Source organism: Plantactinospora sp. B6F1, assembly GCF_040120695.1.
Lineage (GTDB): Bacteria > Actinomycetota > Actinomycetes > Mycobacteriales > Micromonosporaceae > Plantactinospora.
Genome location: NZ_JBEEAC010000019.1, coordinates 24,974 through 50,627, shown reverse-complemented (window position 1 = coordinate 50,627; position 25,654 = coordinate 24,974). Strand labels below are relative to the sequence as shown.

Annotated in this window: 23 protein-coding genes; 9 read left to right on the top strand and 14 right to left on the bottom strand. The window is 73.3% G+C overall.

Annotated elements, in window-relative coordinates; genetic code table 11:
• Positions 1-70 precede the first annotated feature (70 nt).
• From ABNF97_RS22700 to ABNF97_RS22685, 4 genes are all read right to left on the bottom strand, one after another.
• Positions 71-1,327: a vWA domain-containing protein gene (locus ABNF97_RS22700; RefSeq protein ID WP_349339770.1), complete on the bottom strand. Its 1,257-nt coding sequence runs from the start codon at positions 1,325-1,327 to the stop codon at positions 71-73.
• A 29-nt stretch (positions 1,328-1,356) separates the two neighbouring features.
• Complete coding sequence (locus tag ABNF97_RS22695) at positions 1,357-2,682, bottom strand: AAA family ATPase (RefSeq protein ID WP_349339718.1); 1,326 nt, start codon at positions 2,680-2,682, stop codon at positions 1,357-1,359.
• A gap of 90 nt (positions 2,683-2,772) precedes the next feature.
• Positions 2,773-4,224 (bottom strand): amino acid adenylation domain-containing protein, encoded by a 1,452-nt coding sequence (locus tag ABNF97_RS22690; protein WP_349339717.1) that lies wholly within the window; start codon positions 4,222-4,224, stop codon positions 2,773-2,775.
• 81 nt (positions 4,225-4,305) lie between these two features.
• Positions 4,306-5,427 carry an FAD-dependent oxidoreductase gene (locus ABNF97_RS22685; RefSeq protein ID WP_349339716.1) on the bottom strand — a complete coding sequence of 374 codons (1,122 nt, stop codon included), beginning with the start codon at positions 5,425-5,427 and terminating at the stop codon, positions 4,306-4,308.
• A 56-nt stretch (positions 5,428-5,483) separates the two neighbouring features.
• Between ABNF97_RS22685 and ABNF97_RS22680 the strand changes: the two genes are divergently transcribed.
• Positions 5,484-6,074, top strand: coding sequence for a TetR/AcrR family transcriptional regulator (locus ABNF97_RS22680; RefSeq protein ID WP_349339715.1), 591 nt, complete (start codon positions 5,484-5,486; stop codon positions 6,072-6,074).
• A gap of 16 nt (positions 6,075-6,090) precedes the next feature.
• Here the strand turns inward: ABNF97_RS22680 and ABNF97_RS22675 are convergent, their stop codons facing one another.
• Positions 6,091-6,678, bottom strand: coding sequence for an NUDIX domain-containing protein (locus tag ABNF97_RS22675; RefSeq protein WP_349339714.1), 588 nt, complete (start codon positions 6,676-6,678; stop codon positions 6,091-6,093).
• A 34-nt stretch (positions 6,679-6,712) separates the two neighbouring features.
• A complete protein-coding gene (locus tag ABNF97_RS22670; RefSeq protein ID WP_349339713.1) occupies positions 6,713-7,930 on the bottom strand; it encodes a PP2C family protein-serine/threonine phosphatase in 1,218 nt (405 codons plus the stop codon).
• Positions 7,931-8,134: 204 nt separating this feature from the next.
• On the opposite strand from ABNF97_RS22670, the gene ABNF97_RS22665 reads away from it, so the two are divergent.
• Positions 8,135-8,467 (top strand): putative quinol monooxygenase, encoded by a 333-nt coding sequence (locus tag ABNF97_RS22665; protein ID WP_349339712.1) that lies wholly within the window; start codon positions 8,135-8,137, stop codon positions 8,465-8,467.
• A 44-nt stretch (positions 8,468-8,511) separates the two neighbouring features.
• Here ABNF97_RS22665 and ABNF97_RS22660 read toward each other — a convergent pair whose 3' ends face one another.
• Positions 8,512-9,153 carry a TetR/AcrR family transcriptional regulator C-terminal ligand-binding domain-containing protein gene (locus ABNF97_RS22660; RefSeq protein WP_130464507.1) on the bottom strand — a complete coding sequence of 214 codons (642 nt, stop codon included), beginning with the start codon at positions 9,151-9,153 and terminating at the stop codon, positions 8,512-8,514.
• Between the two features lie 163 nt (positions 9,154-9,316).
• Between ABNF97_RS22660 and ABNF97_RS22655 the strand changes: the two genes are divergently transcribed.
• On the top strand, positions 9,317-10,618 hold the full coding sequence (locus ABNF97_RS22655) for a DUF418 domain-containing protein (RefSeq protein WP_349339711.1): 1,302 nt from the start codon (positions 9,317-9,319) through the stop codon (positions 10,616-10,618).
• A 9-nt stretch (positions 10,619-10,627) separates the two neighbouring features.
• On the opposite strand, the gene tnpA is transcribed toward ABNF97_RS22655, so the two are convergent.
• A complete protein-coding gene (tnpA, locus tag ABNF97_RS22650; RefSeq protein ID WP_349339769.1) occupies positions 10,628-11,035 on the bottom strand; it encodes an IS200/IS605 family transposase in 408 nt (135 codons plus the stop codon).
• Here tnpA and ABNF97_RS22645 point away from each other — a divergent pair.
• Together ABNF97_RS22645 and ABNF97_RS22640 are read left to right on the top strand one after the other, a co-directional pair.
• Entirely contained in the window at positions 10,937-12,079 is a 1,143-nt protein-coding gene (locus ABNF97_RS22645) for an RNA-guided endonuclease InsQ/TnpB family protein (RefSeq protein ID WP_349339710.1), read from the top strand. The two genes, tnpA and ABNF97_RS22645, sit on opposite strands and share 99 nt — an antisense overlap.
• A gap of 125 nt (positions 12,080-12,204) precedes the next feature.
• Positions 12,205-12,699 carry a nucleoside-diphosphate kinase gene (locus tag ABNF97_RS22640; RefSeq protein WP_207230616.1) on the top strand — a complete coding sequence of 165 codons (495 nt, stop codon included), beginning with the start codon at positions 12,205-12,207 and terminating at the stop codon, positions 12,697-12,699.
• Positions 12,700-12,806: 107 nt separating this feature from the next.
• Here the strand turns inward: ABNF97_RS22640 and ABNF97_RS22635 are convergent, their stop codons facing one another.
• The 4 genes from ABNF97_RS22635 to ABNF97_RS22620 are packed head-to-tail and all read right to left on the bottom strand — an operon-like array spanning position 12,807 to position 17,054.
• Positions 12,807-13,427, bottom strand: coding sequence for an ATP/GTP-binding protein (locus ABNF97_RS22635; protein WP_130464503.1), 621 nt, complete (start codon positions 13,425-13,427; stop codon positions 12,807-12,809).
• On the bottom strand, positions 13,408-13,794 hold the full coding sequence (locus ABNF97_RS22630) for a DUF742 domain-containing protein (RefSeq protein WP_130464502.1): 387 nt from the start codon (positions 13,792-13,794) through the stop codon (positions 13,408-13,410). Before ABNF97_RS22630 ends, ABNF97_RS22635 begins: the two co-directional genes overlap by 20 nt.
• 9 nt (positions 13,795-13,803) lie before the next feature.
• Positions 13,804-14,223, bottom strand: coding sequence for a roadblock/LC7 domain-containing protein (locus ABNF97_RS22625; RefSeq protein WP_130464501.1), 420 nt, complete (start codon positions 14,221-14,223; stop codon positions 13,804-13,806).
• 53 nt (positions 14,224-14,276) lie between these two features.
• Positions 14,277-17,054, bottom strand: a complete 2,778-nt coding sequence (locus ABNF97_RS22620; protein ID WP_349339709.1) for a nitrate- and nitrite sensing domain-containing protein — start codon at positions 17,052-17,054, stop codon at positions 14,277-14,279.
• 376 nt (positions 17,055-17,430) lie between these two features.
• Here ABNF97_RS22620 and ABNF97_RS22615 point away from each other — a divergent pair, with 376 nt between their 5' ends.
• Entirely contained in the window at positions 17,431-18,111 is a 681-nt protein-coding gene (locus tag ABNF97_RS22615; RefSeq protein ID WP_349339708.1) for a GNAT family N-acetyltransferase, read from the top strand.
• 455 nt (positions 18,112-18,566) lie between these two features.
• On the opposite strand, the gene ABNF97_RS22610 is transcribed toward ABNF97_RS22615, so the two are convergent.
• Complete coding sequence (locus tag ABNF97_RS22610) at positions 18,567-20,018, bottom strand: glycoside hydrolase family 3 protein (RefSeq protein ID WP_349339707.1); 1,452 nt, start codon at positions 20,016-20,018, stop codon at positions 18,567-18,569.
• A gap of 179 nt (positions 20,019-20,197) precedes the next feature.
• On the opposite strand from ABNF97_RS22610, the gene ABNF97_RS22605 reads away from it, so the two are divergent.
• The 3 genes from ABNF97_RS22605 (at position 20,198) to ABNF97_RS22595 (ending at position 24,371) form a co-directional block, all read left to right on the top strand.
• Positions 20,198-21,373, top strand: a complete 1,176-nt coding sequence (locus ABNF97_RS22605; protein WP_130464498.1) for an ROK family protein — start codon at positions 20,198-20,200, stop codon at positions 21,371-21,373.
• A gap of 295 nt (positions 21,374-21,668) precedes the next feature.
• Positions 21,669-23,261: a golvesin C-terminal-like domain-containing protein gene (locus tag ABNF97_RS22600; protein ID WP_349339706.1), complete on the top strand. Its 1,593-nt coding sequence runs from the start codon at positions 21,669-21,671 to the stop codon at positions 23,259-23,261.
• A 270-nt stretch (positions 23,262-23,531) separates the two neighbouring features.
• Entirely contained in the window at positions 23,532-24,371 is an 840-nt protein-coding gene (locus ABNF97_RS22595) for an ATP-binding cassette domain-containing protein (RefSeq protein WP_130464496.1), read from the top strand.
• A gap of 221 nt (positions 24,372-24,592) precedes the next feature.
• Here the strand turns inward: ABNF97_RS22595 and ABNF97_RS22590 are convergent, their stop codons facing one another.
• On the bottom strand, positions 24,593-25,588 hold the full coding sequence (locus ABNF97_RS22590) for an LLM class flavin-dependent oxidoreductase (RefSeq protein WP_349339705.1): 996 nt from the start codon (positions 25,586-25,588) through the stop codon (positions 24,593-24,595).
• Positions 25,589-25,654: the final 66 nt, after the last annotated feature.

Sequence of the window (25,654 nt, the reverse complement as noted above, 5' to 3'; positions counted from 1 at the left end):
CAGCGAGGCATCTCCTGGTGTGCGGTTGCGCAGCGACGGTCGGCATGCCGGGCGCCGGCAGGGTACCGAGCTAACCGATCTCGACCACCCGAGCCCAGTCCGGCGGCGCGTCCGGTACGTAGCCGGGGTTGTTCTCGCGCCGGGCCCGGGCCGCCGCCGGCCGGGGAAACAGCCCCACCACCGTCCGGCACCCCGGCCGGGTACTCGGCCACGGGGTCTGGCCGTCGGTGAGTACCACCACGACGTCCGGGGCGGGACGGGTCCGCAGCGCCGCCGCGAAGCCGGTACGCAGATCAGTGCCGCCGCCGCCGAGCAGCGCGATCCCCTCGGCCCGGCACAGCCGGTGCACGGTCCGGGCCGCCGCGTCGCAGGACAAGACGCTGACCAGGTCACGCCGGCCGCCCAGCGCGCGCCCGATCGCGGCGACCTCCAGCAGCGCACTGCCCAGTTCGGCGTCGCTCACCGAGCCGGAGGTGTCGATCACCACGCTGACCCGGGGCGGTCTGCGGCGCAGGCTGGGCAGGATCACCCCGGGCAGGCTGGCGGAGCGGCGGGCGGGGCGGCCGTACGTGTAGTCGTCGCCCGCGCCGGAGCTGCTGGCCGCCGACCGGATGGCCGCGCCGAGCAGGTCCCGCCACGGCTGCGGCGGATGGAACGCCCGCTCCGCCCACCGCTGCCACCCGCGCGGGGCGGTACCCGGGCGGCCGGTGATGCCCTGTGCCACCCGGAACCGCACGGCGTCCCGTTCCTGGGCGGTGAGCCCGTGCGCGCCCTCGGCGCCGAGATCCCACTCCCGGTCCAGGCCGTCGGCACCACTGCCACAGTCCAACCAGACGAAGTCCTGGGTGTGCGGCCCGAGCCGGAACTGCCGCAGGTAGTCCTCCATCAGCTCGCCGGGTGGCAGGCCCAGCAGCTCCGGGGTGACCGCGCCGTCGGGATGGGGCAACCCGTCCCCGTACACGTCGTCGTTGATCTCGCAGTCCGCGGCGATGTTCATCCGCAGCCGTTCGCCCGGCCCGACCAGCCCGCGCCGCAGGGCGACCCGGTCGCCCCGGCCGTGATGGTCGCGGAGCAGGTGCGAGACCTCGTGCACCCAGACGCCGGCCAGTTGCTCCACCGGGGTGCGGTCCACGAACGCGGGCGAGACGTAACACCGCCAGTGCCGGTCCACGGCCATCGTCGGCACCTGCCGGGACTCCACCACGTGCAGCGCGAAGAGCGCGGTCGCCAGATAGGGCCGGACCCGGGCCGCGTGCAGCCGCGCGGTGAAGAGCTTCGCGGTGTCGAGGGCACCGGTCGGCGTGGCCTGGCCGGAGACCGGGGTCATCGGCCCGGCCGGCAGCGGACTCGGGCGGGTCATCGGCCGGCCCCGGCGGTGGCGGCGACCCGGGTCGCGACCTGATCCGCCCGGCGGGTCAGCGAGACCACACCGGCGAGCCGGTCGATCGACTCCGGCAGGTCCCAGTCGGGCTGGCGGAGCGCGGCGAGCGTGCTCGCGGGTACCACCACCAGGTCCGGGGCGCCGGTCTCCAGCGCCCGGACCAGCAGTTGCCAGGCCGCCTCCCAGCGGGCCCGGTCGAGCCGCTTCCGGACCGCCTCGACCACCCCGTCGAGTACGGCCTGCCGCAGGTCACCCCGCTCGGGCAGGTCCGCCCGGACCGGGTCGGCCAGCAGCAGTTCGGGATCCGGCAGGTCCAGCCGGTCCAGGCTGGCCAGCAGCTCCAGCCCGGGACCGTCGCCGACCGCGCCCCTGACCAGCATGGACAGCACCTCCCGGGCGGACTCGGCCGCGGTGGCGAAGGCGATCAGCCGCAGGGTCATGTCCCAGCTGCGCGGCGACGGCCACGGGCCGCCCCGGCGGGCCTCGTTGTCCGGCAGCCGGTGCACGAGCCCGGGACGGGCGGTCAGGAACGCGCACACCGCGCGTCGGGCGAACGCCACCGCCTCGGGCAGCCGCTCCGGGGCGAGCCGGGGCAGTGTGGCGGTGGGCCAGGTCCCGCCCAGTCCCCGGATTACGACCTGGTGGTCGTGCGTCCACTGGAGATGCACGAAGCGGTTGGCCAGGGGCGGGCTGAGCTCCCAACCGTCGGCGGCCGAAGCGCGCGGGTTGGCGGCGGCGACGATCCGGATTCCGGCGGGCAGCCGCAGCGCCCCGATCCGCCGCTCCAGCACCACCCGGAGCAGCGCCGCCTGTACGGCCGGCGGGGCGGTGGAGAGTTCGTCCAGGAAGAGCAGCCCTCGGCCGGCCCGCACCAGGCGTACGGCCCAGTCCGGCGGGGCCATCGGCACGCCCTGTACCGCCGGGTCGTCGCCGACCACGGGCAGGCCGGCGAAGTCGGACGGTTCGTGCACGCTGGCGATCACCGTGGTCAGTGGCAGGTCGAGGGCGGCGGCGAGCTGGTTCAGTACGGCGGTCTTGCCGATTCCCGGCTCTCCCCAGAGCAGTACCGGCAGGTCGGCGGCGACGGCCAGGGTCAGCGCCTCCAGTTGCGGGTCGGGTCGCGGCTCGGTGGCGGTGTCGCCCAGCAGGGCGAGCAGCTCGGCGGCGACGTCGAGCTGCCCCGCCCCGGCCAGCGCGGCCTGGGTGCCCGGGGCGGTGGCCGGCGCCGGTGTGCGGGATGGGGGCGCGAGGCGGGCGGGGGAGGCGACGGAGCAGGGCGCGGACGGTACGGAGCTACGCATGTGAGATCACCTTGGAATCGGGTCGGGACCGGGCGGGACCGGTCGCATCTGTGCCAGGGAAGGGCAGGGGAGCGGGAAGGCGGCGCGGGGTCAGCGGGCGCTGGCGTGCCGTGGACGTGCCCGGGAGGGACGCGCGGCGCGGGCGGTCTGCCGGGACAGGTCCCGGAGGCGTCCGGCGAGCCCGCTGGCCGGATGCGGTGCGGACTCGCCGAGCCCGGCCCGGTACAGCCGGTGCGAGACCCGGCGGCGTGCCGCCGTCTCCAGCTCGTCCCGCAGCGCGCCGGCGCCGAGCAGCGCGGCCGGGCCGAGCAGCCGCTCGACGGCCGTCACCGCGCCGTCGGTGTCGCCGTGCTCCAGGCGGGCCCGGATGTCGTCGAGGTTCGCCGGCTGACGGTGTGCGCGCTCGATCTCCCACAGACAGGGCAGCGGGGTGCCGGTCAGCGCGGACAGTAACCGCTCGCGGCGGATCTCGGCGGGATCGTGGTCCAGCGCCACGAGTACCCCGTCCAGCAGGCCGATCCGGTGCCGGGCGCCACGGCACTCGACGTACCGGGTGGTGGACCCGTCGCCGGGGGTCGGTCGCGGCTCGGCGGCCGACCGGTCGGGTACGAGCGCCGGGGCGACCAGCGGGTGCAGCCGGTCGGGCTCGATCAGCCCCGCCCGGAGCAGCGCCAGGTCGGGCAGTACCCAGGTGGCCGCGTCGGGCAGCACCGGTAGCCCGGACGTCTGGCGCGACGCCGGTACCGCCCGGCTCCGCCACCCGGCGGGACCGCCACCCGGCTCCGGCACCAGGTCGAGCAGCAGCCGGTGCCGGGAGCCGAGCCGGACGACGACGGTGGTGCGGCTGCCGTTGTCCGCGTCGAGCAGCAGCCGCGCCTCGGCGGCCCAGCGCGTCACGGCACAGTCGAAGCCGTGCGGCAGATGCCGCCGCGCGTCGTGCCGGCCGGCAAGTCGCCGGTCCGCCGGGTCGGGTTGCCGGTCCGCCGGGTCGGGTTGCCGGTCCGCACCCGCCCGGACCCGCAGCTCCCCGGTTCGGCGTACGTCCCAGAGATGACGGTGCAGGTCGAGCCGGAACCGGCGGTCCGGGCGGGGGTGCGGATGCGGGCCGGAGCGTCCGGCCGGGCGCGTCGGGTCCCACAGGCCCAGGCTGATCCGCTGCCCGGCGTCCGCCCAGGCCGGCGGGGTCCGGACCACCAGGTGCGGGGTGCCGGCGTCCGTGTCGCCGTACCGGGCCAGTGCGATGGTCAGGCCCGGTCGCAGCAACCCGTCCGGAGCCACCCGGGGCAGGTGCCAGCGCAGCAGGTCAGGAGCGAGATGGTAGAGGTCGGACCGGAGCCGGGCGGCCAGCTCCCGGCCGTAGGTGCGGGCCACGGCGCGCGGTCGCAGATCGACGTCCACGCGGGCGGCGGCACAGGCTCCGGCCCAGTCGCCGAGAGCACGGCGGGCGGTCGCCAATTCGATCATTTGCGGCGGTACGGCGAACTCGCGCACCCACCGCCAGAGGGCTAGCCGGGAGTCCCTGTCCACAGTCGATGGATGCATCAGCACTCACCTTGGGTGGACTGGACCCCCAATCTGCGCATAGAGGTGTTCATCGCCGAGCAGGATACCCCATCCCGTCCGTCAGGGGCGGTCGTCGTTGAGGACGCTGCTGCATTGGCGGATCGTCGCCAGGTGCAGCCGGCCGGTCAGGGCGGGGGTGAGGAGCCGGCCGGCGAGCCGGGTCAGTGGCCCGGGCGGCAGGTTGGTGACCTCGCTCGCCGCCAGCCGGGAGATCCGGCGCACCCGGCGGCTGCGGATCCGCTCGTACCGGCGCAGTGCGGTGGCCGGATCGCCGGGCGTACCCAGCGCGCGGCGGAGCAGCCAGGCGTCCTCCAGCGCCTGGTTGGCCCCCTGGGCCTGGGACGGCGGGAAGGCGTGCGCCGCGTCGCCGAGCAGGGTCGCCGGGCCGGTGCCCCAGCGGGCCGGCACCCGGTGCAGCACGTGCGGGTACGGCTGCACGTCCGACTCGTCGAGCCCGGCCAGCAACTCGCCGACCGGCTCGGCGTACGAGGCGAACCGGGTTCGCAGCCACGCCAGGACGGCACCGTCGTCCGGTGGGGAGGCCGGCACGTCGAACCACCACTGGAGCAGGCCGGCACCGGCCGGCATCAGCCCGCACAGTCCGGCGGGACCGACCAGGCAACGGGCGTGCACGTCACCGGCCAACTCGGGCAGTGACCTGGTCAGCCCCTGCCAGCTCACCCAGCCGTTCCGGATCGCCGGGGCCCCGTCCAGCACGGCACGGCGTACCACCGACCGGTAGCCGTCGGCGCCGACCAGTACGTCCGCGGACTCCCCGGCGACGGTCACGCCCTCCGGTCCGACCCGTGGGTCGGACACCGCGCAGCCGTACCGGACGGTCTGTGCCGGCAGCGCCCCGGCGAACCGTTCGAGGATCGCGGCGCGCGGCACGGTCGCCACCCCGAAGCCGGTGTGCCGGCGCGCCACCCGCAGGTCCGCGCGGGCGAAGGGTCGCCCGTCCTGGGTGCGGAACTCCAGCGTCTCGACGTCGCCGCCGAGCCCGTCCAGGGGTACGCCCAGGCCGGCGGCGGCCGCCGCGCCGTTGCCGAAGATGGTCACCGCCGCACCGTCGGTGCGCGGTCCCGGTGCCCGTTCGAGCACCCGGACCCGGTGCCCGTCCGCCACCAGGCCGTTCGCCAGGGCCAGTCCGCCGATGCCGGCGCCGATGATGACCACGTCCATGCCGCACCCCGTTCACTACGATCGTTGTACTACGAATATTGGCATAGCATCGGGACATGCCACCACCCAACCGTCGGCGCCGGGCCGAACTCGCCGACGCCGCCATCGCACTGCTCGCCGAGACCGGGGTGCACGGAGTCACCCACCGTGCGGTCGAGAAGCGGGCCGGCCTGCCCACCGGCACGGCCTCCAACTACTTCCGCAGCCGGGAGGCGCTGCTGGTCGCGGCGGCGGAACGGGTCGGCGAGCTGCACTACGCCGACATGGACGCGGCCGGCTCGGCGGAGCGGCCGCGCGCGGCGGGCACCCGCGAGCGCGCGGCGAACCTGATCGCCGGATCGCTGCTCACCGCGGCCACCGTGTACCGGGACCGCTACCTGGCGATCTTCGAACTCCGGCTGGAGAGCCTGCGTCGGCCGGTCCTCGCCGACGCCCTGCGCGGGCTGCTCCAGCGCTCGGTGACATTCACCACCGGACACCACGCCGACCTCGACCTGGCGATTCCGCCGCAGGCCGTGCCGACACTCGTCGCGCTCTACGGTGGTGCGCTCTTCACCCTGGTCAGCAGCGCGCCGGACGAGGTCACCCCGGAGCTGACCCGGGAGTTGGCCGGCGCGATCGTCCGGGCCGCGCTGGGCGACGGCTGAGCCCGCCGACCGACGGTCAGCCGGCGTGCGGGGTGCTGCCCGGCTCGGTCGGTCCGGGCGACCGGGGCGGGGTACGGCCCGGCCCGGGGGATCCGGGCGGCCGGTTGACGGCGAGGAACTCGGCCACTACCCGGGTGTGGGTGGTGAAGGCCAGTTCCGCCGGCTCGGTGAGCACCAGCCACTCGGTGGCCTCCGCGGTGGGCGCCGAGGCGGGCAGCGAGTCGGCCGCCCGCAGCGGCAGTACGCCGAGGATCAGGATGGTGCCAGCGGCCGGCACGCTGTGCACCGCGTAGAGCCGGACGGTCCCGGCCTCGGCGACCAGTCCGGTCTCCTCGCGGAGTTCTCGGACCAGCGCGTCGCGCCAGTCCTCGTCGTACTCGATGAACCCGCCTGGGAGCGCGAGCAGCCCCCGGCCCGGCTCGATGTCGCGGCGCTGCACCACCACGCCGATGCCGTCGGCGGTGCGCACCGGCTGGATCGCCAGCGCCACCGGTGACGGGTTGCGCCAGGTGGTCTGCCCGCAGTGGGCGCAGACCCGGGGCCAGCCGGGTGCCGAATAGGAGGTGCCGCAGTACGAGCAGTGCGAGTGCGGGCCACCGGTCACGGCGAGGAGGCTACCGGCGCCGCGGTCGGCGCGGCTACCTGCTGGCCGGTTGGCGGCGCAGCGCCAGCAACGCCACGTCGTCGAGGGGCTGTTCGACGCAGAGTGCGGCCATCACGCTGGCGCAGACCGTCTCGGCCGGCCCGGTCCGGACGGCTGACCGCAGCCGTTCCAGCCCGACGTCGATGAGCTCGTCCCGACGTTCGATGAGTCCGTCGGTGTAGCAGACCAGCAGGGCGCCCGGGGGGAAGTCGACGACGGTGCTGCGGCGGGGTTTCGGACGCCCGGTGCCGAGCGGCAGGTCGATGGGGAGCGACATGGCGCCGACCCGCCGGCGGGGCTGGGCCATCATCGGTGGCAGGTGCCCGGCGAGCGAGATGCGCAGTTGGGTCCGGTCCGGGCTGACCAGCGCGTAGAGCACGGTGGCGAGCTTGCCCGCCTCGAAGTGCTGGATCTTGCGGTCGAGCCGGGACAGCGCGTCGGCGGGGTCGTCGCACTCCAGGGCGTAGGCCCGCAGCGCGCTGCGGAGCCGTCCCATCACCACCGCCGCCGGCAGGCCGTGCCCGGAGACGTCGCCGACCACGATGCCGAGCCAGCCGGAGGGGAGGGAGAAGACGTCGTACCAGTCGCCGCCGACCCCGGTGTGGTGGCCCGGGACGTACCGGGCGGCCATGTCGACGCCGGCCGCCTCCGGTAGCCGGGCCGGCAGCAGGCTGCGTTGCAGGGCAAGCGCGGCGGTCCGGTCGATGTTGCCCAGCCGGGCCTGGCTGGCCAGGCTCGCGCGGTCGGCGACGAGTTGCAGCAGCTGGATGTCGTCGGCACCGAACCGTCGCGGGGTGAGGGTGCCGACGTGCAGGACGCCGACCAGGTCGGAGCCGGCGAACATGGGTACCCCGAGCATCGACCGGACGCCCTTGTCATGCAGGACGGGACTGACTACCTCGGCCGGGGTGACCCGTTCGAGCGCCACCGGCCGTTTGTCCCGGGCGATCCGGCCGGCGAAGCCTCGCCCGACGCCGATCCGGAAACCCTGCCGTACCTCCTCCTCCAGCCCTTTCGTGGCGGTGGACACCAGTTGCTGGGCATGTTTGTCGAGCAGCAGGATCGCGGCCGTGTCGACCCCGAGCAGCCCGCAGACCCGGGCGAGTAGTTCGTCGAGGAGATCCTCCACGTCGAGCCGGGACAGCGCGGAGTCGGTCACCGCCTCGATCCGGCGCAGCCGTTCGTCGGCTCCGGAGTCGTCCGCCTCGATCACGCGGGAAAGCCTAGCCCGTGCCGGGTCCGGCGGGCCCTGCTCGGTCGGCGGTTCGACGCGGGCCTGGTGCGGAACCACCCGATGTCGGCGATAAGCGCAGAAAGGCCATGATCGACAGGAAGCGGACGGACCTATCAGGGACACTGGATTCTGCGGGCGCGACAGCGGTCGTGGGCACCTGACCAGCCGTACGAGGAGATTCAGATGATTTTCATCACCGCGAAGTTCCGAGTGCTGCCGGAGTACGCCGACAGGTGGCCCGAAATCGTCGGCGATTTCACCCGGGCGACCCGGGCCGAGCCCGGCTGCCTGTGGTTCGAGTGGGCGCGTGGCGTCGACGACCCGACCGAGTACATCCTGGTCGAGGCGTTCCGGGACGGCGACGCGGGCGCCGCGCACGTGGGGTCCGAGCACTTCCGGCAGGCGCAGCGGAGCCCGCCGCGACACCTCGCCGAGACGCCGAAGATCGTGAACACCACCGTCCCGCAGGACGACTGGTCGATCCTCGGCGAGATGACCGTGCCAGAGCGGAGCTGAACCGGCGGCGGAGGGCAACCGCCCCGGCTCGCGTACGCGGCTGGTCAGCCGGCTCGGCCCGCCGGCCCACGGCCGGCCGGTGCGATCCCGACGGCCGGCAGGATCGCCTGGTCGACGATGGCGGCGAGGACGTCGTCGTCGGGCAGGTGGTCGTTGTCGGTGCCGTACTTGAGCACCAGCGCCTCGCCGATGTCCATCACCACCGGGGTGAGCAGCGCGGGATCGATCTCGCCCCGGGCGGCGTAGTGCCGCAGCACGGTACTGGTGAACGTGCCGCCCCGAGCGTCGAAGACCCGGGCGTAGAGCGCCGCCACCAGGTCCGGGTGACGATGCTTCTCCATCATGATCGCCATCACGGCGCCGGCGGCCGGGGTGGTCATCCAGGCGACGAGTTGACGCAGGGCCCGGATCAGGTCGCCGCGCAGGTCGTCCGCGCCGGGGGACGGCACCTCCTGCGGGTGCGCCTGGTGCAGTGCGTCGAGCAGCAGTTCGCGCGGAGAGGGCCAGCGCCGGTACAGCGAGGTCTTGGCGGTGGCGGCCTCCTTGGCGATGCCCTCCATGGTGAGCCCTCCGACGCCGACCTCTGCCACCTGACGGAGCACCGCGGCGTGGATGGCCCGGATCAGCTCCTCGCCGCGCCGCCGGGTACGCCGCTGGGGCCCCGGACCGGCTTCCTTCTCGTGCATGCTGCCTCTCCAATAAGAAACGCTTGCGTATCCTATCCTCTCGGTGTTAGATACACATCCGTAGCTAATCGTCGCGGTCGACCCGGATGATTCTGCCGCCCGCCGGCCGTCATCCGCGCGTCGCGACCTTCCGTGCCCACATCCCTGGATTGACGGGGGAACCATGTCCAGACTCTCCGGCCCCAGCGACCTGGCCGCGCCAGCCCGACCAACCGGCCCCCCGCCCGGCCGATCACTCGCCCCCGACCTCGCCCGGGGAACGATGCTGCTGCTCATCGCGTTGGCCCACGCCCACATGTACCTCTACGGCCGCGAGACCCTGTTCCGGGGCTACCGCACCGACGGCGGCACCGTCGACCGGGTGGTCGCCGGCCTCCAGGTGCTGCTGGTGGACGGCCGCGCGCTGCCGATGTTCGCCGCGATCTTCGGCTACGGGATGGTCCGGCTGGCCGATCGGCGGGCCGCATCCGGCGCGGACTGGCCCCAGGTGCGAAACCTGCTGCGCCGACGCAGCCGCTGGCTGATCGTGTTCGGCTTCGTACACGCGCTGCTGCTCTTCTTCGGCGACATCCTCGCCACCTACGGCCTGCTGGGGCTGGTGCTGGTCGGCATGCTCCGGGCCCGGGACCGTACCCTGCTGTGGGTCGCCGGGCTCTGGACGCTGGTCTTCGTCGCGGTCTCCGTCGTCCCGCCGCTCGGGATCATCGAGAACGGGTCGACGCCGATGCCGACCGGCGCCGAGTCTCCGCTCGCCGCGGTCGGTCCCCGGGTCGGTACCTGGGCGGTGCTCGCCCCGATGCTGACCCTGGACGTGGTCACACCGATGCTGCTCGGCATCTGGGCGGCCCGGCGCCGGTTGCTCGACGAGCCCGGCCGGCATCGGCGGCTGCTGACCTGGGTCGCGCTGGGCGGGATCGGCCTGGCGGTCCTCGGCGGCACCCCGCTGGCGCTGATCGACAGCAGGATCTGGACGGACTGGAGCGCCGCCACCGCCGTACCGGCGTACGTCCTGCACAGCGTGACCGGCATCGGCGCCGGCCTCGGCTACGCCGCGTTGACCGGTCTGGTCGCGCACCGGCTCGCGGCCGCACCCGGCTCACCCGGCTCACCCGGCTCACCCGGCTCACCCGGCTCACCCGGCTCACCCGGCTCACCCGGCCGGATCGCCACCGCGCTCGCCGCCTGCGGGCAGCGTTCGCTCACCTGCTACCTGCTCCAGTCGGTCGCGTTCGTGGCGCTCTTCTCGCCCTGGGCCGCCGGCCTCGGCGGGCGGCTCGGTGACGCGGGTGCCTCGGCGGTGGCCCTCGGCGTCTGGCTCGGCACCGTGCTGCTCGCCGAGGCGATGCGCCGGGCGGGGCGGCGCGGCCCGGCCGAGGTGCTGCTCCGCCGGCTCAGCTACCGGAATGCGGGCCGGTTCTCCGGCCTTCAGGCCGGGGGTGAAGGCCCGCGCTGGGAGGGCCGCTAGGGCCGTGTCTTAACCGGGACGGTTCTGCTGCTCGATGTACTGCTTTACGGCGGTTAGCGGTGCGCCGCCGACGGAGCCCGCGAAGTACGAGCCCGACCAGAGCTTGTTGATCCGGTAGTAGTGGCGTACGAGGTCCGGGAACTCCTGCCTCAGTCGCCGTGAGGAGACGCCCTTGAGGGAGTTGACCAGCCGGGCGACGGCCACCTTGGGTGGGAAGTTGACCAGGAGGTGTACGTGGTTGTTCTCGCCGTTGAACTCGACTAGCTCCGCCTCGAAGTCGACGCAGACGTCTCGCATGATCTGTTCCATCCGGGTCAGGTGCCGGTCGGCGAAGACCTTGTGCCGGAACTTCGTCACAAAAACCAAGGCCGCAAGGTGGCCCCGCCGCGCTTCCGGTCCCGCAAGGACAACCGGCAGGCCATCCGGTTCACGAAGAACTCCCGGTTCAAGGTCTGCGACAACGGCAGGCTCAGGTTGCCGAAGATCGGCGACTTGGCGGTGCGGTGGTCGCGCACCCTGCCGTCTGATCCATCGTCCGTGGCGATCACCAAGGACGCCGCTGGGCGGTACTTCGCCTCGTTCGTCGTGCGGACCACCGAGGGCGAAGCGCCGCCGCCGGTTGAGCCGGAGGTCGGTATCGACCTGGGACTGACGAACTTCGCGGTGCTGTCGGACGGCACGAAAGTGGCCGCGCCGAAGTTCCTGCGCCGCGCGGCCCGCAAACTCAAGCGACTGCAACAGGCTCTCTCACGCAAACGGAAGGGCTCGGCCAACGGCAAGAAGGCCGTCATGAAGGTCGCCAGGGCGCACGCCCGGGTGGCCGACACCCGGCGGGACTGGCAGCACAAGCTGTCCACGGCGATCATCCGCGAGAACCAAGCGGTGTACGTCGAGGACCTTGCCGTTGCCGGACTCGGCCGCACGAGGCTTGCCAAGAGCGTCCACGACGCCGGGTGGGCCGGATTCACCGCCATGCTGGAGTACAAGGCGCAACGGTACGCACGCACGTTCGGCCGGGTAGATCGGTTCTTCCCATCCACCCGGCTGTGCTCGGCCTGTGGCCGCGTCAACGACAAGATGGCGCTTAACGTCCGGTCGTGGGACTGCCCCTGCGGAGCAACCCACGACCGAGACGGCAACGCCGCCATCAACATCCTGGCCGCCGGACAGGCGGACAGGCTAAACGACCGTGGAGCGCAGGTAAGACCAGGACTCGTCCCGGCACCGCGCAGTGAAGCGGTAACCCACCCGGACGCCGCGCGGTCCACACGCAGCGTGGAGGGAACCTCCGTCCTTCAGGGCAGAGGGGATGTCAACGGCAGACCCCGCTGGCCGCCGCCGGCCAGACCAGCTCCGCGACCGGCCGGTAGCCCCGGCCCGGCAATCGGGGCGGTAACCCCGGAACGGCGGCCGGACCGTAGCCCGGCCCGGCGACCGGACGGTAGCGCCCGACCGGCGTGATCGGGCCGACTACTATCGTGATCCCAGCGGCCTGCCGCTGGAGCGGGTGCCCCACGCCCCAGATGTCGGGCACCCGGGCGTCCAGCTCGTGGAGGCCCGACCAGATCATCGAGGAAGGGGCCACGGTGGCGGCCATAGAACGTACTCTTGTCCTGCTCAAGCCCGACGCGGTCGCGCGCGGGCTGACCGGACGCCTGGTGCAGCGCTTCGAGGACGCCGGCCTGAAGATCGTCGGCATCAAGATGAAGCGGATGGACGCGGACTTCACCCGCCGGCACTACTTCGACCTGGAGGAGCGGTACGGCAAGGGCGTCTACGACGCCACCGCCAGCTACATGCAGCAGGGGCCGGTGGTGGCGCTGCTGCTGGAGGGTGTCGAGGCGGTGGCGAACGTCCGCCGCATGATCGGCCCGACCTTCCCGGGCCAGGCGGCGCCGGGCACCATCCGGGGCGACTTCGCACACATGTCGAAGGGGTACGCCGAGGCGACCGGCAAGGCCATCGCCAACCTGGTGCACGCCTCCGGCAGCATCGACGAGGCGAAGTACGAGTCCGAGCTCTGGTTCGGCGCCGACGAGCAGTTCGACTACCCCGGCCTCGCCGAGCGCTACGTCTTCTGACAGGCACGGTCACCACCCTCCGACCCGGATAGCTCGTCGGAGGGTGGTTCCGGACCGCCCCCGTCGGGGGCGGCCGGGCCGGTCGGGTGGCACCGGTCGGCGGCGGCTCAGCCGGCGCTGGCCGCCGACATCGCCCGGTGGCTGCGCATCGCGTGTTCGAGCACGGCGATCAGCACCTCCTTGCCGGACTCCCGCTTCCGGGCGTCGCAGAGCATGACCGGCACGCCCGGATCGAGGCTCAGCGCCTGCGTCACCTCGTCGAGCTGGTACTGCCGGGCGCCCTCGAAGCAGTTGACCGCCACGATGAACGGCGTGCCGTGCTTCTCGAAGTAGTCGACCGACGGGAAGCAGTCGGCGAGCCGGCGGGTGTCGGCGAGCACCACCGCCCCGAGCGCGCCGAGCGCCAACTCGTCCCAGACGAACCAGAACCGGTCCTGACCGGGGGTGCCGAAGAGATAGAGCACCAACTCGTCGTTGATGCTGATCCGGCCGAAGTCCATCGCCACCGTGGTGGTGGTCTTCGCCTCCACCCCGGAGAGATCGTCGACGCTGACGCCCTCCTCGGTGAGAAGCTCCTCTGTCCTGAGTGGACGGGTCTCGCTGACCGCGCCGACCATGGTGGTCTTGCCGACGCCGAAGCCGCCCGCGATGAGGATCTTGACGGCGGTCGGCATCGGCTCGCCGGGCGTCCCGGCCTGGTCGGCACCGTCAGAGTGCGCGTAGCCCATTTATCACCTGTTCGAAGATGCTGTCATCGGTAAGGACCGGTGTCGGCCGTGGCTCGTACACCCGGACGAGCCGTCGTTCGAGCAGATCACCGAGCAGCACCCGGATGGTGCCGAGCGGCAGATCCAGATGCGCCGCGACCTCGGCGACCGAGAGCCGCCGCCGGCAGAGCGCGACGATCGCCAGATGCTCCGGCCCCAGCCCGACGTCCCGGGCGGAGACCGTCCGCACCGTGCTCACCTGAGAGATCAGGTCGAACTTGCCGGTCACCGGCCGGGCGCGACCCCGGGTCACCGCATACGGCCGGACCACCGGGCCGGCGTGCTCGTCGACCCAGTGGACTTCGGGAGGCTCCTCGTACTCGGTCATGACCGGGGATCACTGGTGTCGGGAGGCTGCGTCGGGCGTCCGGGTGCTCGACGCGAGGTACTTGCCGGCCCGGGTCACCAGCATCGCCATCTCGTACGCGATCAGGCCGACGTCCGCGTCCTCCGACGCGAGTACGGCCAGACACGCGCCGTGGCCGGCAGCGGTGACGAACAGGAACGCCGAGCGCATCTCGATGATGGTCTGCTGCACCGGTCCGCCACCGAACCGCTTGCCGGCACCCCGGGCCAGGCTCTGTACGCCGGAGGCAACCGCGGCCAGGTGTTCCGCGTCGTCCCGGTCCAGCTCCCGCGACGAGGCCATGAGCAGCCCGTCGACGGAGAGCAGGATGGCGTGCTGGGTCTGTTTCACCCGACCGACCAGGTCGTCGAGCAACCAGGTCAGGTCGAGGTTGGACGCTGTCTTCTGCACGGGTTCGTCCCTCTCTCTACCGGTGATATCGCCATCTCGGACCCGGGGCGCGGTCAGGACTCGGGTGGAGCCGAGCCGGTCGCGTCATCGTCGTCCACCGGGCGCCCGGCGTCGGACCGTCCGCGCCGGGTGCCCGATTGATAGGAACTCATCATCCGGCGGATCTGTTCAGGAGTACGGGGGGCCTGTTCCTCCGCCGGCTCCGGTTCGGTCCGGTCGTCCTCGCCACGCAGCGGCGCGGCGAGGTTCGCCTGCCGAACCCGGACCGGCAGGCCGGACGGGGTCTGCGAGGCCGGGCCGCTCGCCGGAGCCGGCCCCGCCCCCGGCGGGGAGGAGCCGGCCGCGCCGGTCCCGGTGGCCCTTGCGACGCGCGCACCGGATGCATCCGGCGATGCCACATCGGACCGTCTCGTCGCCACATCGGGGGCGATCACCTCGGACGGGGTGTTCGCCGCCTCGGGTGACCGGGAGGAGAGGCCGGACCGCGCCGTCGGGCCGCCCGGCCCCGGGAACGCCGTCGACCCGGTCGATCCCGGGAACGCCGTCGACCCGCCCGGTCCCGGCAGTGCCGTCGATCCGGTCGATCCGGGGTCCGGCTGGGGAGTGCCGAGCGCCGGCCGGGTCGAGGAGCGGTCGGGCCGGCCGGCCGTGACGTCCGGCATCGGCGGCGGCGCCAGGTCGGGCTTCGGCGGTGCGCCGGGTGGCCGACCGGAGGTGTTGAGCGGGGCTCCGGCGCCGGGCAACTCGACGGCCCGATGCGGCTCCGCCTGATCCGACCCGGACTCCCGGCCGGGGCGTTGCGCCGACTCACGACCCGACTCCCGCCCGTCCGGGCGTGCCGACTCCCGTCCCGGCAGGCGGCCGATCTCCCGACCCGACGGTCGCCGTACGCTGCCGCCGACCGCGCTCGCCGCGAGCCGTTCGACCGGCATCGAGCCGGTGATCGGCTCGCCCTCGGCGCTGCGGTCGGTGATCAGGGCCGGCGGGAGCAGTACCACCGCCGTGGTCCCGCCGTACGGCGACTCCTTCAACCTGACCCGGATGCCGTGCCGCTCGGTCAGCCGGCTGACCACGTAGAGGCCGAGCTGGGCGGCACCGCTGGCGAGGGTGAACTCGTGTTGGGTGGCGATCCGCTCGTTGGCGGCGGCCCGGTCCTCGGCGCTCATGCCCAGCCCGCGGTCCTCGATCTCCACCGCGTAGCCGTTGGCGACGAGTTGACCGCTGACCTGCACTCCGGTGTGCGGGGGAGAGAAGGAGAGCGCGTTCTCGACCAGCTCCGCGATCAGGTGGATGACGTCACCGACCGCCCGGCCGGCGAGGTCCACCGCGCCGACCGGCAGCACGGTGACCCGGGCGTAGTCCTCGACCTCGGCGACCGCCCCCCGCAGTACGTCGATCATCGGGACGTTCCGTCGCCAGGCCCGGCCCGGGGTCGAGCCGGAGAGCACGATCAGGTTCTCCGCGTTGCGTCGCATCCGGGTGGCGAGGTGGTCGACCCGGAACAGGTCCTCCAGCTCCTCCGGGTCGTTCTCCCGGCGCTCCATCGCGTCCAGCAGGGTGAGCTGCCGGTGGATCAGCGCCTGGGTACGCCGGGCCAGGCTGAGGAAGATGTCCCGGACGCTGCGGCGCAGTTCGGCCTGTTCCACCGCGGTCCGGACGGCGGTCTCCTGGGCGACGTTGAACGCCCGGGCCACCTGCCCGATCTCGTCGGGACCGGCCTCCAGCGGTGGGGCGTCCGCGCTGACGTCGACCGTCTCGCCCCGGCCGAGCCGACCGACCAGGTCCGGCAGCCGCTCGTTGGCGAGCTTGAGTGCCGCCAGGCGGAGCCGTTCGAGTTGGCGCACCATCGACCGCGCGGTGTTCACGCAGATGACGACGGCGACGAGGCCGAGGATGGCCATGATCAACACTCGTACGATGGTGCCGATGGCGCCGGGGGTGGCGGCCTTGACCACCTCGTCGCCGCCGGCCACCTGCAACCGGAGCAGTTCCTCCAGGCCGGGATCGATGGTGCCGCGCCACTCGTCCGCCGGGACCGCCGGGCGGCCGTTCACGCGCCCATCCCGGACGATCCGGTCCTCGGCCGCGCGCAGCCGGGCAAGCGGCCCCTGCTGGAGCGCCCGGCGGTAGCGCTCCTGGTCGGCCCGGGGCAGTTCGGCCATTGCCTCGTCCGCCATCATCCGCTCGGCGCCGATCAGCTGGATCACCCGGGCGTGCTCGGCAGGACTGATCCGCCTGGCGGCGTAGGCGCCGGTCAGCAGCGCGTCGACCTGGGAGGCCACCTCGCGGGACCTGGTGAACCGGATCAGGTTCTCGACCCGGCGGTCGATGTCACCGGCGTCGAGGTTGCCCAGCGAGCCGTAGATCCGGAAGATCGCCCCGATCGTCTCGGTGTACGCCTGCCCGGCGGCCAGCCGCTCGATGCGGCGGCCGTCCACCGCCTCCCGGACCGTGGCCAGCCCGTCGAGCTTGGCCAGCGCCTCCTCGATCCGTTGTTCGAGTTCCGGCCGCGCCGCCAGCTCGGCGAACCAGCCCTGGGCGTTGGCACGGAAGATCGCCACGTCCGCGAGTACCTTCCGGCGCTCCGCCTCCAGTTGCTCCCGGGGCGGTGCCTCCGGTGCGCCCAGGTAGGCCAGCGAGACCCGTCGCTCGTTCTGCAGGTTCAGCACCAGCGGTTCGCTCGGCGCGTACACCTGAGCCTCCAGGGTCTGCACCCAGACCAGGTTCAATCCATCCCGGAGGGTGACCCACGCGCCGAACGCCCATAGCGCGGTCAGGGTGACCAGCAGGGCGACAACCTTGGTACGCAGGCTCGAAGCACGAAAGCCCATTACACCGTCCCGTGCCGGTCGAAGGCCGAATGATCGATTACTCGCCAGGTTCTGGCGTCGTGGGCGCCGTTGAGCCGCATCCACGATCTTTGAGTACCGGCGCACGCTAGCAGCGCCCGGTGTGATGCCTCAACCCCCGGTTTGAACGAAGATCACCTTTTTGGGACAGTCCTGGGTGGGTTGGCCTGCGGACTCGGAGATTGTCGGGGACAGTATGCCGTCCCGGTGTGTCCACTCCGGTCGGTCGGTCTGTCGCCACCGCCGCCACCGCCGCTCACCCTGGTGACGGGAGTCGGCGGGCCGCCATTGATAATCTTCGTCGACCGGGTTGTCCGGGGCGGGCCTGTCGGGCCGGCGGTTGATCGGGGGCGGGTGGATGCTCGACCAGCGGCTGCATCACCATCTGGTGACCTGGCTGGGCCAGTGGCCGGCCGGAGGGTCGCTGGACGTGGTCGGCTCGGAGCGCCGGGTCCAACCGGGCTGGGACGGTGAGCGGCATCCGGTGATCGGGGTCGGCAACCAGCTCGGGGTCGTACTCTCGGTGCCGCCGGCCCGGGTCGCCGCCGTACGCGCGCTCGGACGCCGGCCGATCGCGGCGCTGCTGGCCGACCTGCCCGCCGTGGTCGGCCTGCCCGGCTGGGCGGGCTACCGGGCGGTGTTCCGCTACACGCTCGCCCCGGCGCCGCTACCGGACGGCGGTGAGTGGGTCGACGCCGCCGACCCGGTCGTGCCACCGTGGCTTCGGCCGTTCGGCGGCGAGGTGCTGGTGGTGCGGGACTCCTACGGCGGCTACCTCGCCGGGGTGGGCATCAAACGGCACGACGGCTACGGGCACGAGATCGCCGTCGGCACCGAGCCGGCGGGCCGGGGCCGGGGACTGGCCCGTCGGCTGGTCGCGCAGGCGGCCCGGCGGGTCCTGGACGAGGGCGCGGTGCCGACATATCTGCACGACCCCGACAACCTCGCGTCGGCCCGGGTCGCCGAGGCCGCCGGATTCGACGACCGGGGCTGGTCCGCATACGGACTGGAGCGGGAGGGCGAGCCGGCGGGACCGTGACCGGAGCGGGGGGCGAGCCGGCGGAGTCGTGACCGGAGCGGTCCAATCAGGAGCGCCCCTCCGCGCCACGGTTTGGCGTCGATGCGAAGCGCTGGCGACGCCGCCCGGAACAGCCGGTCGCCCTGGCGCCACGCGTGCGGGTCAGCCGCGGAGCGTGGAACGTGCGGGTGGTCCGCGGACCGTGGACCCGCGCCGGGGTCCACGGTCCGCGTCCTCTCCCAGGCCGAGGTCCAGGTGGTGACGTCGTTCGCAGTATCGGTAACGCTACGTATTCGTCTCGAACTTCTACAAGCCTGCGGCGGCCTCGTCCGAACTGGCCGTTCGGCGGACTTGACCTGGTAGGGATCAAGGTATGCCCTCATCGCAGGGCCGACCGGAGCGGGCCGGTCAGTGCGTCGTGCCGGTCAGTGGAGCGTGCCGGTCAGCGGAGCGTGCCTGTCAGTGGGTCGTGCCGGTCAGTGGGTCAGGTGCAGGGCCTCGGCGGCGGCGCGGCCGTTGGCGTGGCTGGCGCCGTACGTGGTGACGAAGGCGCGTACCCCGGCCGGGCGCCAGCCGGAGGGCCAGCCCATCTCGACCACGGTCACCGGGTGGCTGCCGGCCAGCGCCTCGACCAGTTCGGGGCCGCCGGGCAGCCGGTGCAGGTGCCGGCCGACCACGACGATCGGCCGTCCGGCGGCCCGTTTCCGAAGGGCGGCCGCGTCCGTCTCGGCGGCGACGACCCCGAGCTGTTCGGTGCCGCCCAGGTGTGGCTCGAGACCCCACGGCACCCGCCCCTCGGCGATCGTGGAGGCGGCGAAGAGCTGTACCACCAGCGGTGTGCCGAGCCCGTCGAGGCTGCCCTCGACTCGGACGGCGCGGCGCGCGGCGGCGTACCCGAGGTCTGTTCCGGCGGCCCGGACCGGCGCGGCGGCCCCGGTCCACGCGGCGAGCACGGCGGTCCGCTCGGCGGCCTGCTCGACCCGGCCCCGGTCGAGGCGGCCGTCAGCCAATGCGGCGACGATCTCGGTGACCACCAGCTCGACCAGCTCGGCGTCGACCTGCGCGCCGATGCAGAGCAGGTCGGCCCCGGCGGCCAGCGCCCGGACCGCGCCCGGCCCGACGCCACCGGCGGCCACCGCCGCGCCACGCATCTCCAGCGCGTCGGTCAGCACCGCGCCGGTGAAGCCGTACTCGCCCCGGAGCAGGTCGCCCAGCACGGCGGGGCTGAACGTCGCCGGGTCGTCGCCGGTGAGCGCCGGCACCCGGATGTGCGCGGTCATGATCGCCCTGGTGCCCGCGGCGACCACCGCCGCGAAGGGTGGCAGGTCGCGGGCCCGGAGCAGCTCGACCGGTACGTCCACGGTGGGCAGTTCGAGGTGCGAGTCGGCGACCGTGGCACCGTGCCCGGGGAAGTGCTTGGCGCAGGCGGCGACCCCGGCGGACTGTAGCCCGGTGACCGCGGCGGCGGCGTGCGTGGCGACCCGGGCCGGGTCGGCGCCGAACGCCCGGGTGCCGATGATCGGGTTGTCGTCGGCGGTGTTGACGTCGACGGTGGGCGCGAGGTTGAGGTTGACCCCGACCGCCGCGAGGTCGTTGCCGATCGCGTGGTAGACCCGCTCGGTCAGCCCGACGTCGTGCACCGCGCCGAGCGCGGCGTTGCCCGGGTAGGGGCTGCCGGTGGCGTGCGCGAGCCGGGTGACGTCGCCCCCCTCCTCGTCGATCGCGATGAGTACGTCCGGCCGGGCCTGGCGCAGCGCGGCCGTGGTGGCGGCGACCTGGTCGGGGTGCGCGATGTTCCGGCCGAACAGGGTGTGCCCGGCCAGCCCGTCGGCGAGCAGGTCGAGCGCCCAGCCGGGCGGGCTGGTGCCGGGGAAGGCGGCGAGCAGTGTGCCCAGCGCCAGGCGCCGGATTCCTGGATCGGTCGGCACGTTCCTCCCCCTTCGGCCCTTTCCCGGCTCCGAGTGTCGCACCCGGGTGGACCATCTCGCGGCCGAGCGCTACCGGATCGGCTTAACGCTCCGGCCGTACCGGGCCATTACGCTACGGCTACTCCCACGAAGGCTAGCCTAGCTATTAAGAAAGCTTCTTAAACAACGAGGGACACCGCATGGCGACGACCCGGCTACCTGGTACACCCCGGCTGCTCCGCGCGCTCAACGACCGGGCCGCACTGGAGCTGCTGCTCTCGCGCGGGCCGCTCACCCGCGCGCAGCTGGGCGAGCTGACCGGGTTGTCCAAGGTCACCGCGTCCCAGCTCGTGGAACGCCTGGAGGAGCGCGGGCTGGTCAGCCGGGTCGGCGAGCAGGCCGGCGGTCGCGGCCCGAACGCGCAGCTCTACGCCGTCCGGCCGGGAACCGCGCACGTGGTCGGCGTCGACGTCGGGCCGGACCGGGTGGTGGCGGCCTGCGCCGACATCACCGGCGAGGTGATCGGCCGGGTCGAGCAGTCCACCCGGGACACCGACGACCCGGTGGGTGTGGTGCACAACGCGGTGGTGCAGGCGGCGAGCGACGCCGGGGCCGAGCTGTCGTCCGTACGCCGGGTGGTGCTCGGCACGCCCGGCCTGGTCGACCCGGCCACCGGGGACATCACCTTCGCGTTCAACCTGCCCCGCTGGCACCGGGGCCTGCTCGCCGCGCTCCGCGAGGATCTGGACACCCCGGTGGTCTTCGAGAACGACGTGAACCTGGCCGCGGTGGCCGAGTCGGAGTCCGGTGCGGCGCGCGGGGTGGACGACTTCGTGCTGGTCTGGCTCGGCGTCGGCGTCGGTCTGGCCATCGTGCTGAACGGCCGGCTGCACCACGGCAGCACCGGCGCGGCCGGCGAGATCGGCTACCTGCCGGTGCCCGGCGCGCCCATTCCCCGGGACGCCTCCCGGCGGGCGAAACCGGCCTTCGGCCAGCTCGCCGGCTCCGACGCGGTCCGCGCGGTGGCCCGCGAGCACGGCTTCCGGGCCGGCTCGGCGGCGGACGCGATCCGGGCCGCCATCGCGGCCGGTACCGAGGGTGGGCCGGTGCTCGACGAGGTCGCCCGGCGCCTCGCGCTCGGGGTGGCGAGCAGTTGCGTGGTGCTCGACCCGCCGCTGGTGGTGCTGGCCGGTGAGGTCGGCCAGGCCGGCGGCACCGCGCTGGCCGAGCGGGTGCAGCACGAGGTCGCCGCGATCACCCTGGTCACCCCCAGGGTCGTACCCACCGAGCTGACCGACGAGCCGGTGCTGCGCGGCGCCCTCCGGGTGGCCCTCGACGCCGTCCGCGACGAGGTGTTCGGCTCCACGCTCGGCTGACCGGTGATCCTCGACTTCGTGATCCTCGACTTCGGCGGCGACGAGGTGTGCGGCTCCACGCTCGGCTGACTGCTGGCCCTCGGCGCCGTCCGCGACGAGGTGGCCGGCTCCCCGCCCGACCGAACTGCCGCACCCGTGGGTGCCGGCCGGGCGCACCCGTCGCGCTGACATGTAGATATTTTTCATGAGCCAGGAGTTGGGTGCAAGGTCTCGACATAGACAGAAGTAAGGCTATACGGTACGGCCACCCGGCGTCCCGACCCTCGGGACGTCCCTTCTCCGGGGAGGAGTGACGGTGACCGTTCGGAACCCCCAATCGCGTCCGAGCCACCTGCTCGGCGCCACCCTGATCGCGTCCCTCGCCATCGGCCTCACCGGCCAGCCCGCGCTGGCCGGACCATCCGCACCCGTCGACCGGCCGGCCGCGCCCGCCCCGGCCGCGGTGAACGGATCGCTGGCCGCCGCCTTCGACGCGGCGGCAGCCAGGTACGACGTACCCCGTGACCTGCTCGTGGCGCTCGGCTACGCCGAGACGCACCTCGACGGGCACGCGGGCGCGCCAAGCGCCTCCGGCGGCTACGGCGTCATGCACCTGACCAGCAACCCGAAGCTGCGCACCCTGGACGAGGCCGCCGCACTGACCGGCCTGGACCGGGACGCCCTGCGTACCGACTCCGCCGCCAACGTCGCCGGTGCGGCAGCGGTGCTGCGGTCGTACGCCGACGCCGCCGGACTCACCGCCGCACAGCGCCGCGACGTCGACCGCTGGTACGGCACCGTCGTGCGGTACGGCGGCGCCAGCACCCCGGCCGTCGCCCGGCTCTACGCCGACACCGTCTACGACCTGCTCGGCTCCGGCCTCGACGCCGCCACCGCCGAAGGGCCGGTACGGGTACCCGCCCGCAAGGTCGCCCCGGACCGGGGAGCCCTGCGCGACGTGGCCCCGGTCGGCAGCACCGACGGGATGGGCATCATGAGCACCGACTACGGGCCGGCGGCCTGGGCGCCCGCCCACTCGGCCAACTACACCGCGTCGAGCCGCGAGTCGTCGTACCCGATCAACTACGTGGTGATCCACGTGACCCAGGGGTCGTATGCCGGCGCGATCAGCTGGTTCCAGAACCCGGCCTCGCAGGTCAGCGCCCACTACACGATCCGCTCCTCGGACGGTGCGGTGACCCAGTCGGTACGGGAGAAGGACATCGCCTGGCACGCCGGCAACTGGACCTACAACACCCAGTCGATCGGCATCGAGCACGAGGGGTACGTCAGCCAGGCATCCTGGTTCACCGACGCCATGTACCGCTCCTCGGCCGCGCTGACCCGGCACCTCTGCGACCGGTACGGCATCCCGAAGACCCGGACCCGGATCATCGGGCACAACCAGGTCCCCGGCGCCACCCACACCGACCCGGGGCCGCACTGGAACTGGACCTACTACATGGAGCTCGTCACCGGCTCGACCACCCCGCCCAGCGGCTGGTCGCAGACGGTCGACAACTCCGCCGCCGACCGGTTCACCGCGAGCGCCAACTGGGGCACCTCGTCGTACTCCGGGCAGAAGCAGGGCGCGGACTACCGGTTCGCGAACCCGGTCGAGTCGAGCGACCCGGCCTGGTACAAGGTGAACATCCCGGAGACCGGCAGCTACCGGGTGGACGCCTGGTACCCGGCCGACCCCGGATACAACAGCTCGGCGCCGTACATCATCGCCACCACCACCGGTAACCAGACCGTCTACGTCGACCAGCGCTCCGGCGGTGGCGTGTGGCGGACTCTCGGCACCTTCACCCTCGCCGCCGGTGACGGGAACAAGGTGGCGGTGAGCCGGTGGACCGGCGGCACCGGCCTGATCATCGCCGACGCCATCCGAGTCAGCCGGGTCTGACATGTAAGGAAGGGCCCCCGCTTGTCGTTTTCCGTTGCAGCGGGGGCCCTTCCTTACCAACCACTCAGGCCAGGTCGCGGCGGCGGAAGGTGGCGAACGCGCCGCCGACGACCAGCACCGTCAGCCCGAGCAGCACGGTCGGCCAGAGGATCGAGTACGACACCGCCGGCACGCCTCACCTCCGGGCAACGTGACGTACGACACGGCGCCTCACCCTACGGCCCGGACGCTGGTCGCGGGGGGAGCGGTGCTGCGTGGTTGGATGGTCGGGTGCGTGATGATCCGGTTTCCGTCCCTGCCGACGCCGGCTCCCCGGCACCGGTACCCCCGGACGTGGTGATCGACTTCCACGGGGTCGGCGTACTGCGCTCCGGCACCCCACTGCTGCGTGACGTGACGTGGCGGGTGTGGCCGAACGAGCGCTGGGTGGTCCTCGGCCCCAACGGCGCGGGCAAGACGACACTGCTCAACCTGGCGGCCGGGCGGATGCACCCGACCACCGGCCTGGTGCACGCGCTCGGCGAGCGGATCGGCCGCACCGACCTGGCCGAGCTGCGTACCCGGATCGGGCTGACCACGGCGGGGCTGGCCGAGCGGGTCCCGGCCGAGGAGCGGGTCCGGGACGTGGTGCTGACCGCCGCCTGGTCGGTGGTGGGCCGCTGGCGCGAACGGTACGACGAACTGGACGAAGCGCGGGCCAACGCCCTGCTCGACCAGTTCGGCGTGCTGCCGCTGGCCGACCGCACCTACGGGACCCTCTCCGAGGGCGAGCGGAAGCGGACCCAGATCGCCCGCGCGCTGATGACCGACCCGGAGCTGCTGCTGCTCGACGAGCCGGCGGCCGGGCTGGACCTCGGTGGCCGGGAGGACCTGGTGGCCCGGCTCGCGGATCTGGCCCACGACCCCGACGCACCGGCGATGGTGATGGTGACACACCACGTGGAGGAGATCCCGCCGGGCTTCACCCACGCCATGCTGCTCCGCGAGGGCGGCATCGTGGCGCAGGGACCGCTGGCGGACACGGTCACCGGCGAGTACCTCTCCAAGACCTTCGGGGTGCCGCTGGTGGTGGAGTTCTCCGGCGACCGCTTCACCGCCCGCGCCGCCTGAGCACCCGCCCGCCACCGCTCGCCCTGCCGACCCGCTCGCTGTCGCACGCGGTGCCCGCCCGCCCGTCGCCGGCCCGCCCGTCGTCGTCGGCTGCTGGCGTGGGCGGGCTGGCTGTCGTCGGGTGGGGTCGGCCCGTCACCTGGACGGCAGAGGCGTCACGGCACACGCTTTACGTATCTGGTGTCCAGGTGGATGGCGGCGGATCGGCGGGTGGGTGTCGGTCAGCGGGCGGTGGCGGCGTGGATCGCCGGAAGCAGCGTCTCGGCGGCCAGGGTGACCTGGGCGACCGCCGACTGGGCGTCGCGGGGCGGGACGAAGACCACGGCGTCCGCGCTCGCCTCCCGGAGCCGGGTCACCGCCGTCGTGCACTGCGCGACGCCGCCGGCCGTGGTGAACCGGTCGAGGTAGTGCTCGGGCAGGGCCGCCGCCAGCGTCTCGACGCCGGACGACCCGGCCAGCATGCCGGTGATCTCGTCGGCCAGGTCGGCGTCGGCCGGTGGAAGCACCCAGCCGCCGGCGAGTTGGGCGGCGAACTCCCGGCGGGCGCTTGCCCGGCCCTCGTCGAAGTCCAGGTGGGCGTAGACGGTGAGCCGGTGGTCGTCGGTACGACCGGCCTCCCGGCGACCCTCGTCGATCAACTTCCGCGCCCAACGCACGTACGCCGGGCTGGCTCCCTCGGCCAGGATCGTCCCGTCCGCCACCCGGCCGGAGAGCCGCAGCGACTTCTCGGCCCGTACGCCGGTCGAGACCGGGGGCGGCTGCTCCGGCGGGAAGTCCAACGCCACCTCGCGCAGTCGGGCGTGCCGACCGGCGACGGTGACCCGTTCCCCGGCCAGCAGGGCGCGTACCACCGCGACGGTCTCCCCGAGGACCGCCAGCGGGGAGGGGTGCCCGGCACCGACCTGCCGGACCCACTCCGGCACCCCGTGCCCGAACCCGGGCAGGATCCGGCCGGGGAAGAGCCGGGCGAGGTTGGCCAGCTCCATGGCGGCCAGCGCGGGATTCCGGAACGCCGCCGGCAGGATGCCGATGCCGATCCTGAGCCGGTCGGTCACCGCCGCGGCGACGGCGGCGCTGGAGACCGCCCCGCCGTAGAAGCAGTCCTCGACCACCCACAGCTCGTCGTAGCCCAGCCGCTCCACCAGCCGGGCGTACGCCGGAAGCTGCTCCGGGGCGGTGTCGCACCGGTACATCACTCCGATCGGCATCTGTCCCATGTCTGGCAGCCTGCCAGACGACACCGACAACGGCCGGCTCTAGACTGAACCCCTTTCCGCCTGAGC

Coding starts and splice junctions, on each gene's coding strand:
- ABNF97_RS22700 (WP_349339770.1), bottom strand. CDS start 1,327: ATGACCCCGGTCTCCGGCCAGGCCACGCCGACCGGTGCCCTCGACACC.
- ABNF97_RS22695 (WP_349339718.1), bottom strand. CDS start 2,682: ATGCGTAGCTCCGTACCGTCCGCGCCCTGCTCCGTCGCCTCCCCCGCC.
- ABNF97_RS22690 (WP_349339717.1), bottom strand. CDS start 4,224: ATGCATCCATCGACTGTGGACAGGGACTCCCGGCTAGCCCTCTGGCGG.
- ABNF97_RS22685 (WP_349339716.1), bottom strand. CDS start 5,427: ATGGACGTGGTCATCATCGGCGCCGGCATCGGCGGACTGGCCCTGGCG.
- ABNF97_RS22680 (WP_349339715.1), top strand. CDS start 5,484: ATGCCACCACCCAACCGTCGGCGCCGGGCCGAACTCGCCGACGCCGCC.
- ABNF97_RS22665 (WP_349339712.1), top strand. CDS start 8,135: ATGATTTTCATCACCGCGAAGTTCCGAGTGCTGCCGGAGTACGCCGAC.
- ABNF97_RS22660 (WP_130464507.1), bottom strand. CDS start 9,153: ATGCACGAGAAGGAAGCCGGTCCGGGGCCCCAGCGGCGTACCCGGCGG.
- ABNF97_RS22655 (WP_349339711.1), top strand. CDS start 9,317: ATGTCCAGACTCTCCGGCCCCAGCGACCTGGCCGCGCCAGCCCGACCA.
- ABNF97_RS22635 (WP_130464503.1), bottom strand. CDS start 13,427: ATGGGCTACGCGCACTCTGACGGTGCCGACCAGGCCGGGACGCCCGGC.
- ABNF97_RS22630 (WP_130464502.1), bottom strand. CDS start 13,794: ATGACCGAGTACGAGGAGCCTCCCGAAGTCCACTGGGTCGACGAGCAC.
- ABNF97_RS22620 (WP_349339709.1), bottom strand. CDS start 17,054: ATGGGCTTTCGTGCTTCGAGCCTGCGTACCAAGGTTGTCGCCCTGCTG.
- ABNF97_RS22615 (WP_349339708.1), top strand. CDS start 17,431: ATGCTCGACCAGCGGCTGCATCACCATCTGGTGACCTGGCTGGGCCAG.
- ABNF97_RS22605 (WP_130464498.1), top strand. CDS start 20,198: ATGGCGACGACCCGGCTACCTGGTACACCCCGGCTGCTCCGCGCGCTC.
- ABNF97_RS22590 (WP_349339705.1), bottom strand. CDS start 25,588: ATGGGACAGATGCCGATCGGAGTGATGTACCGGTGCGACACCGCCCCG.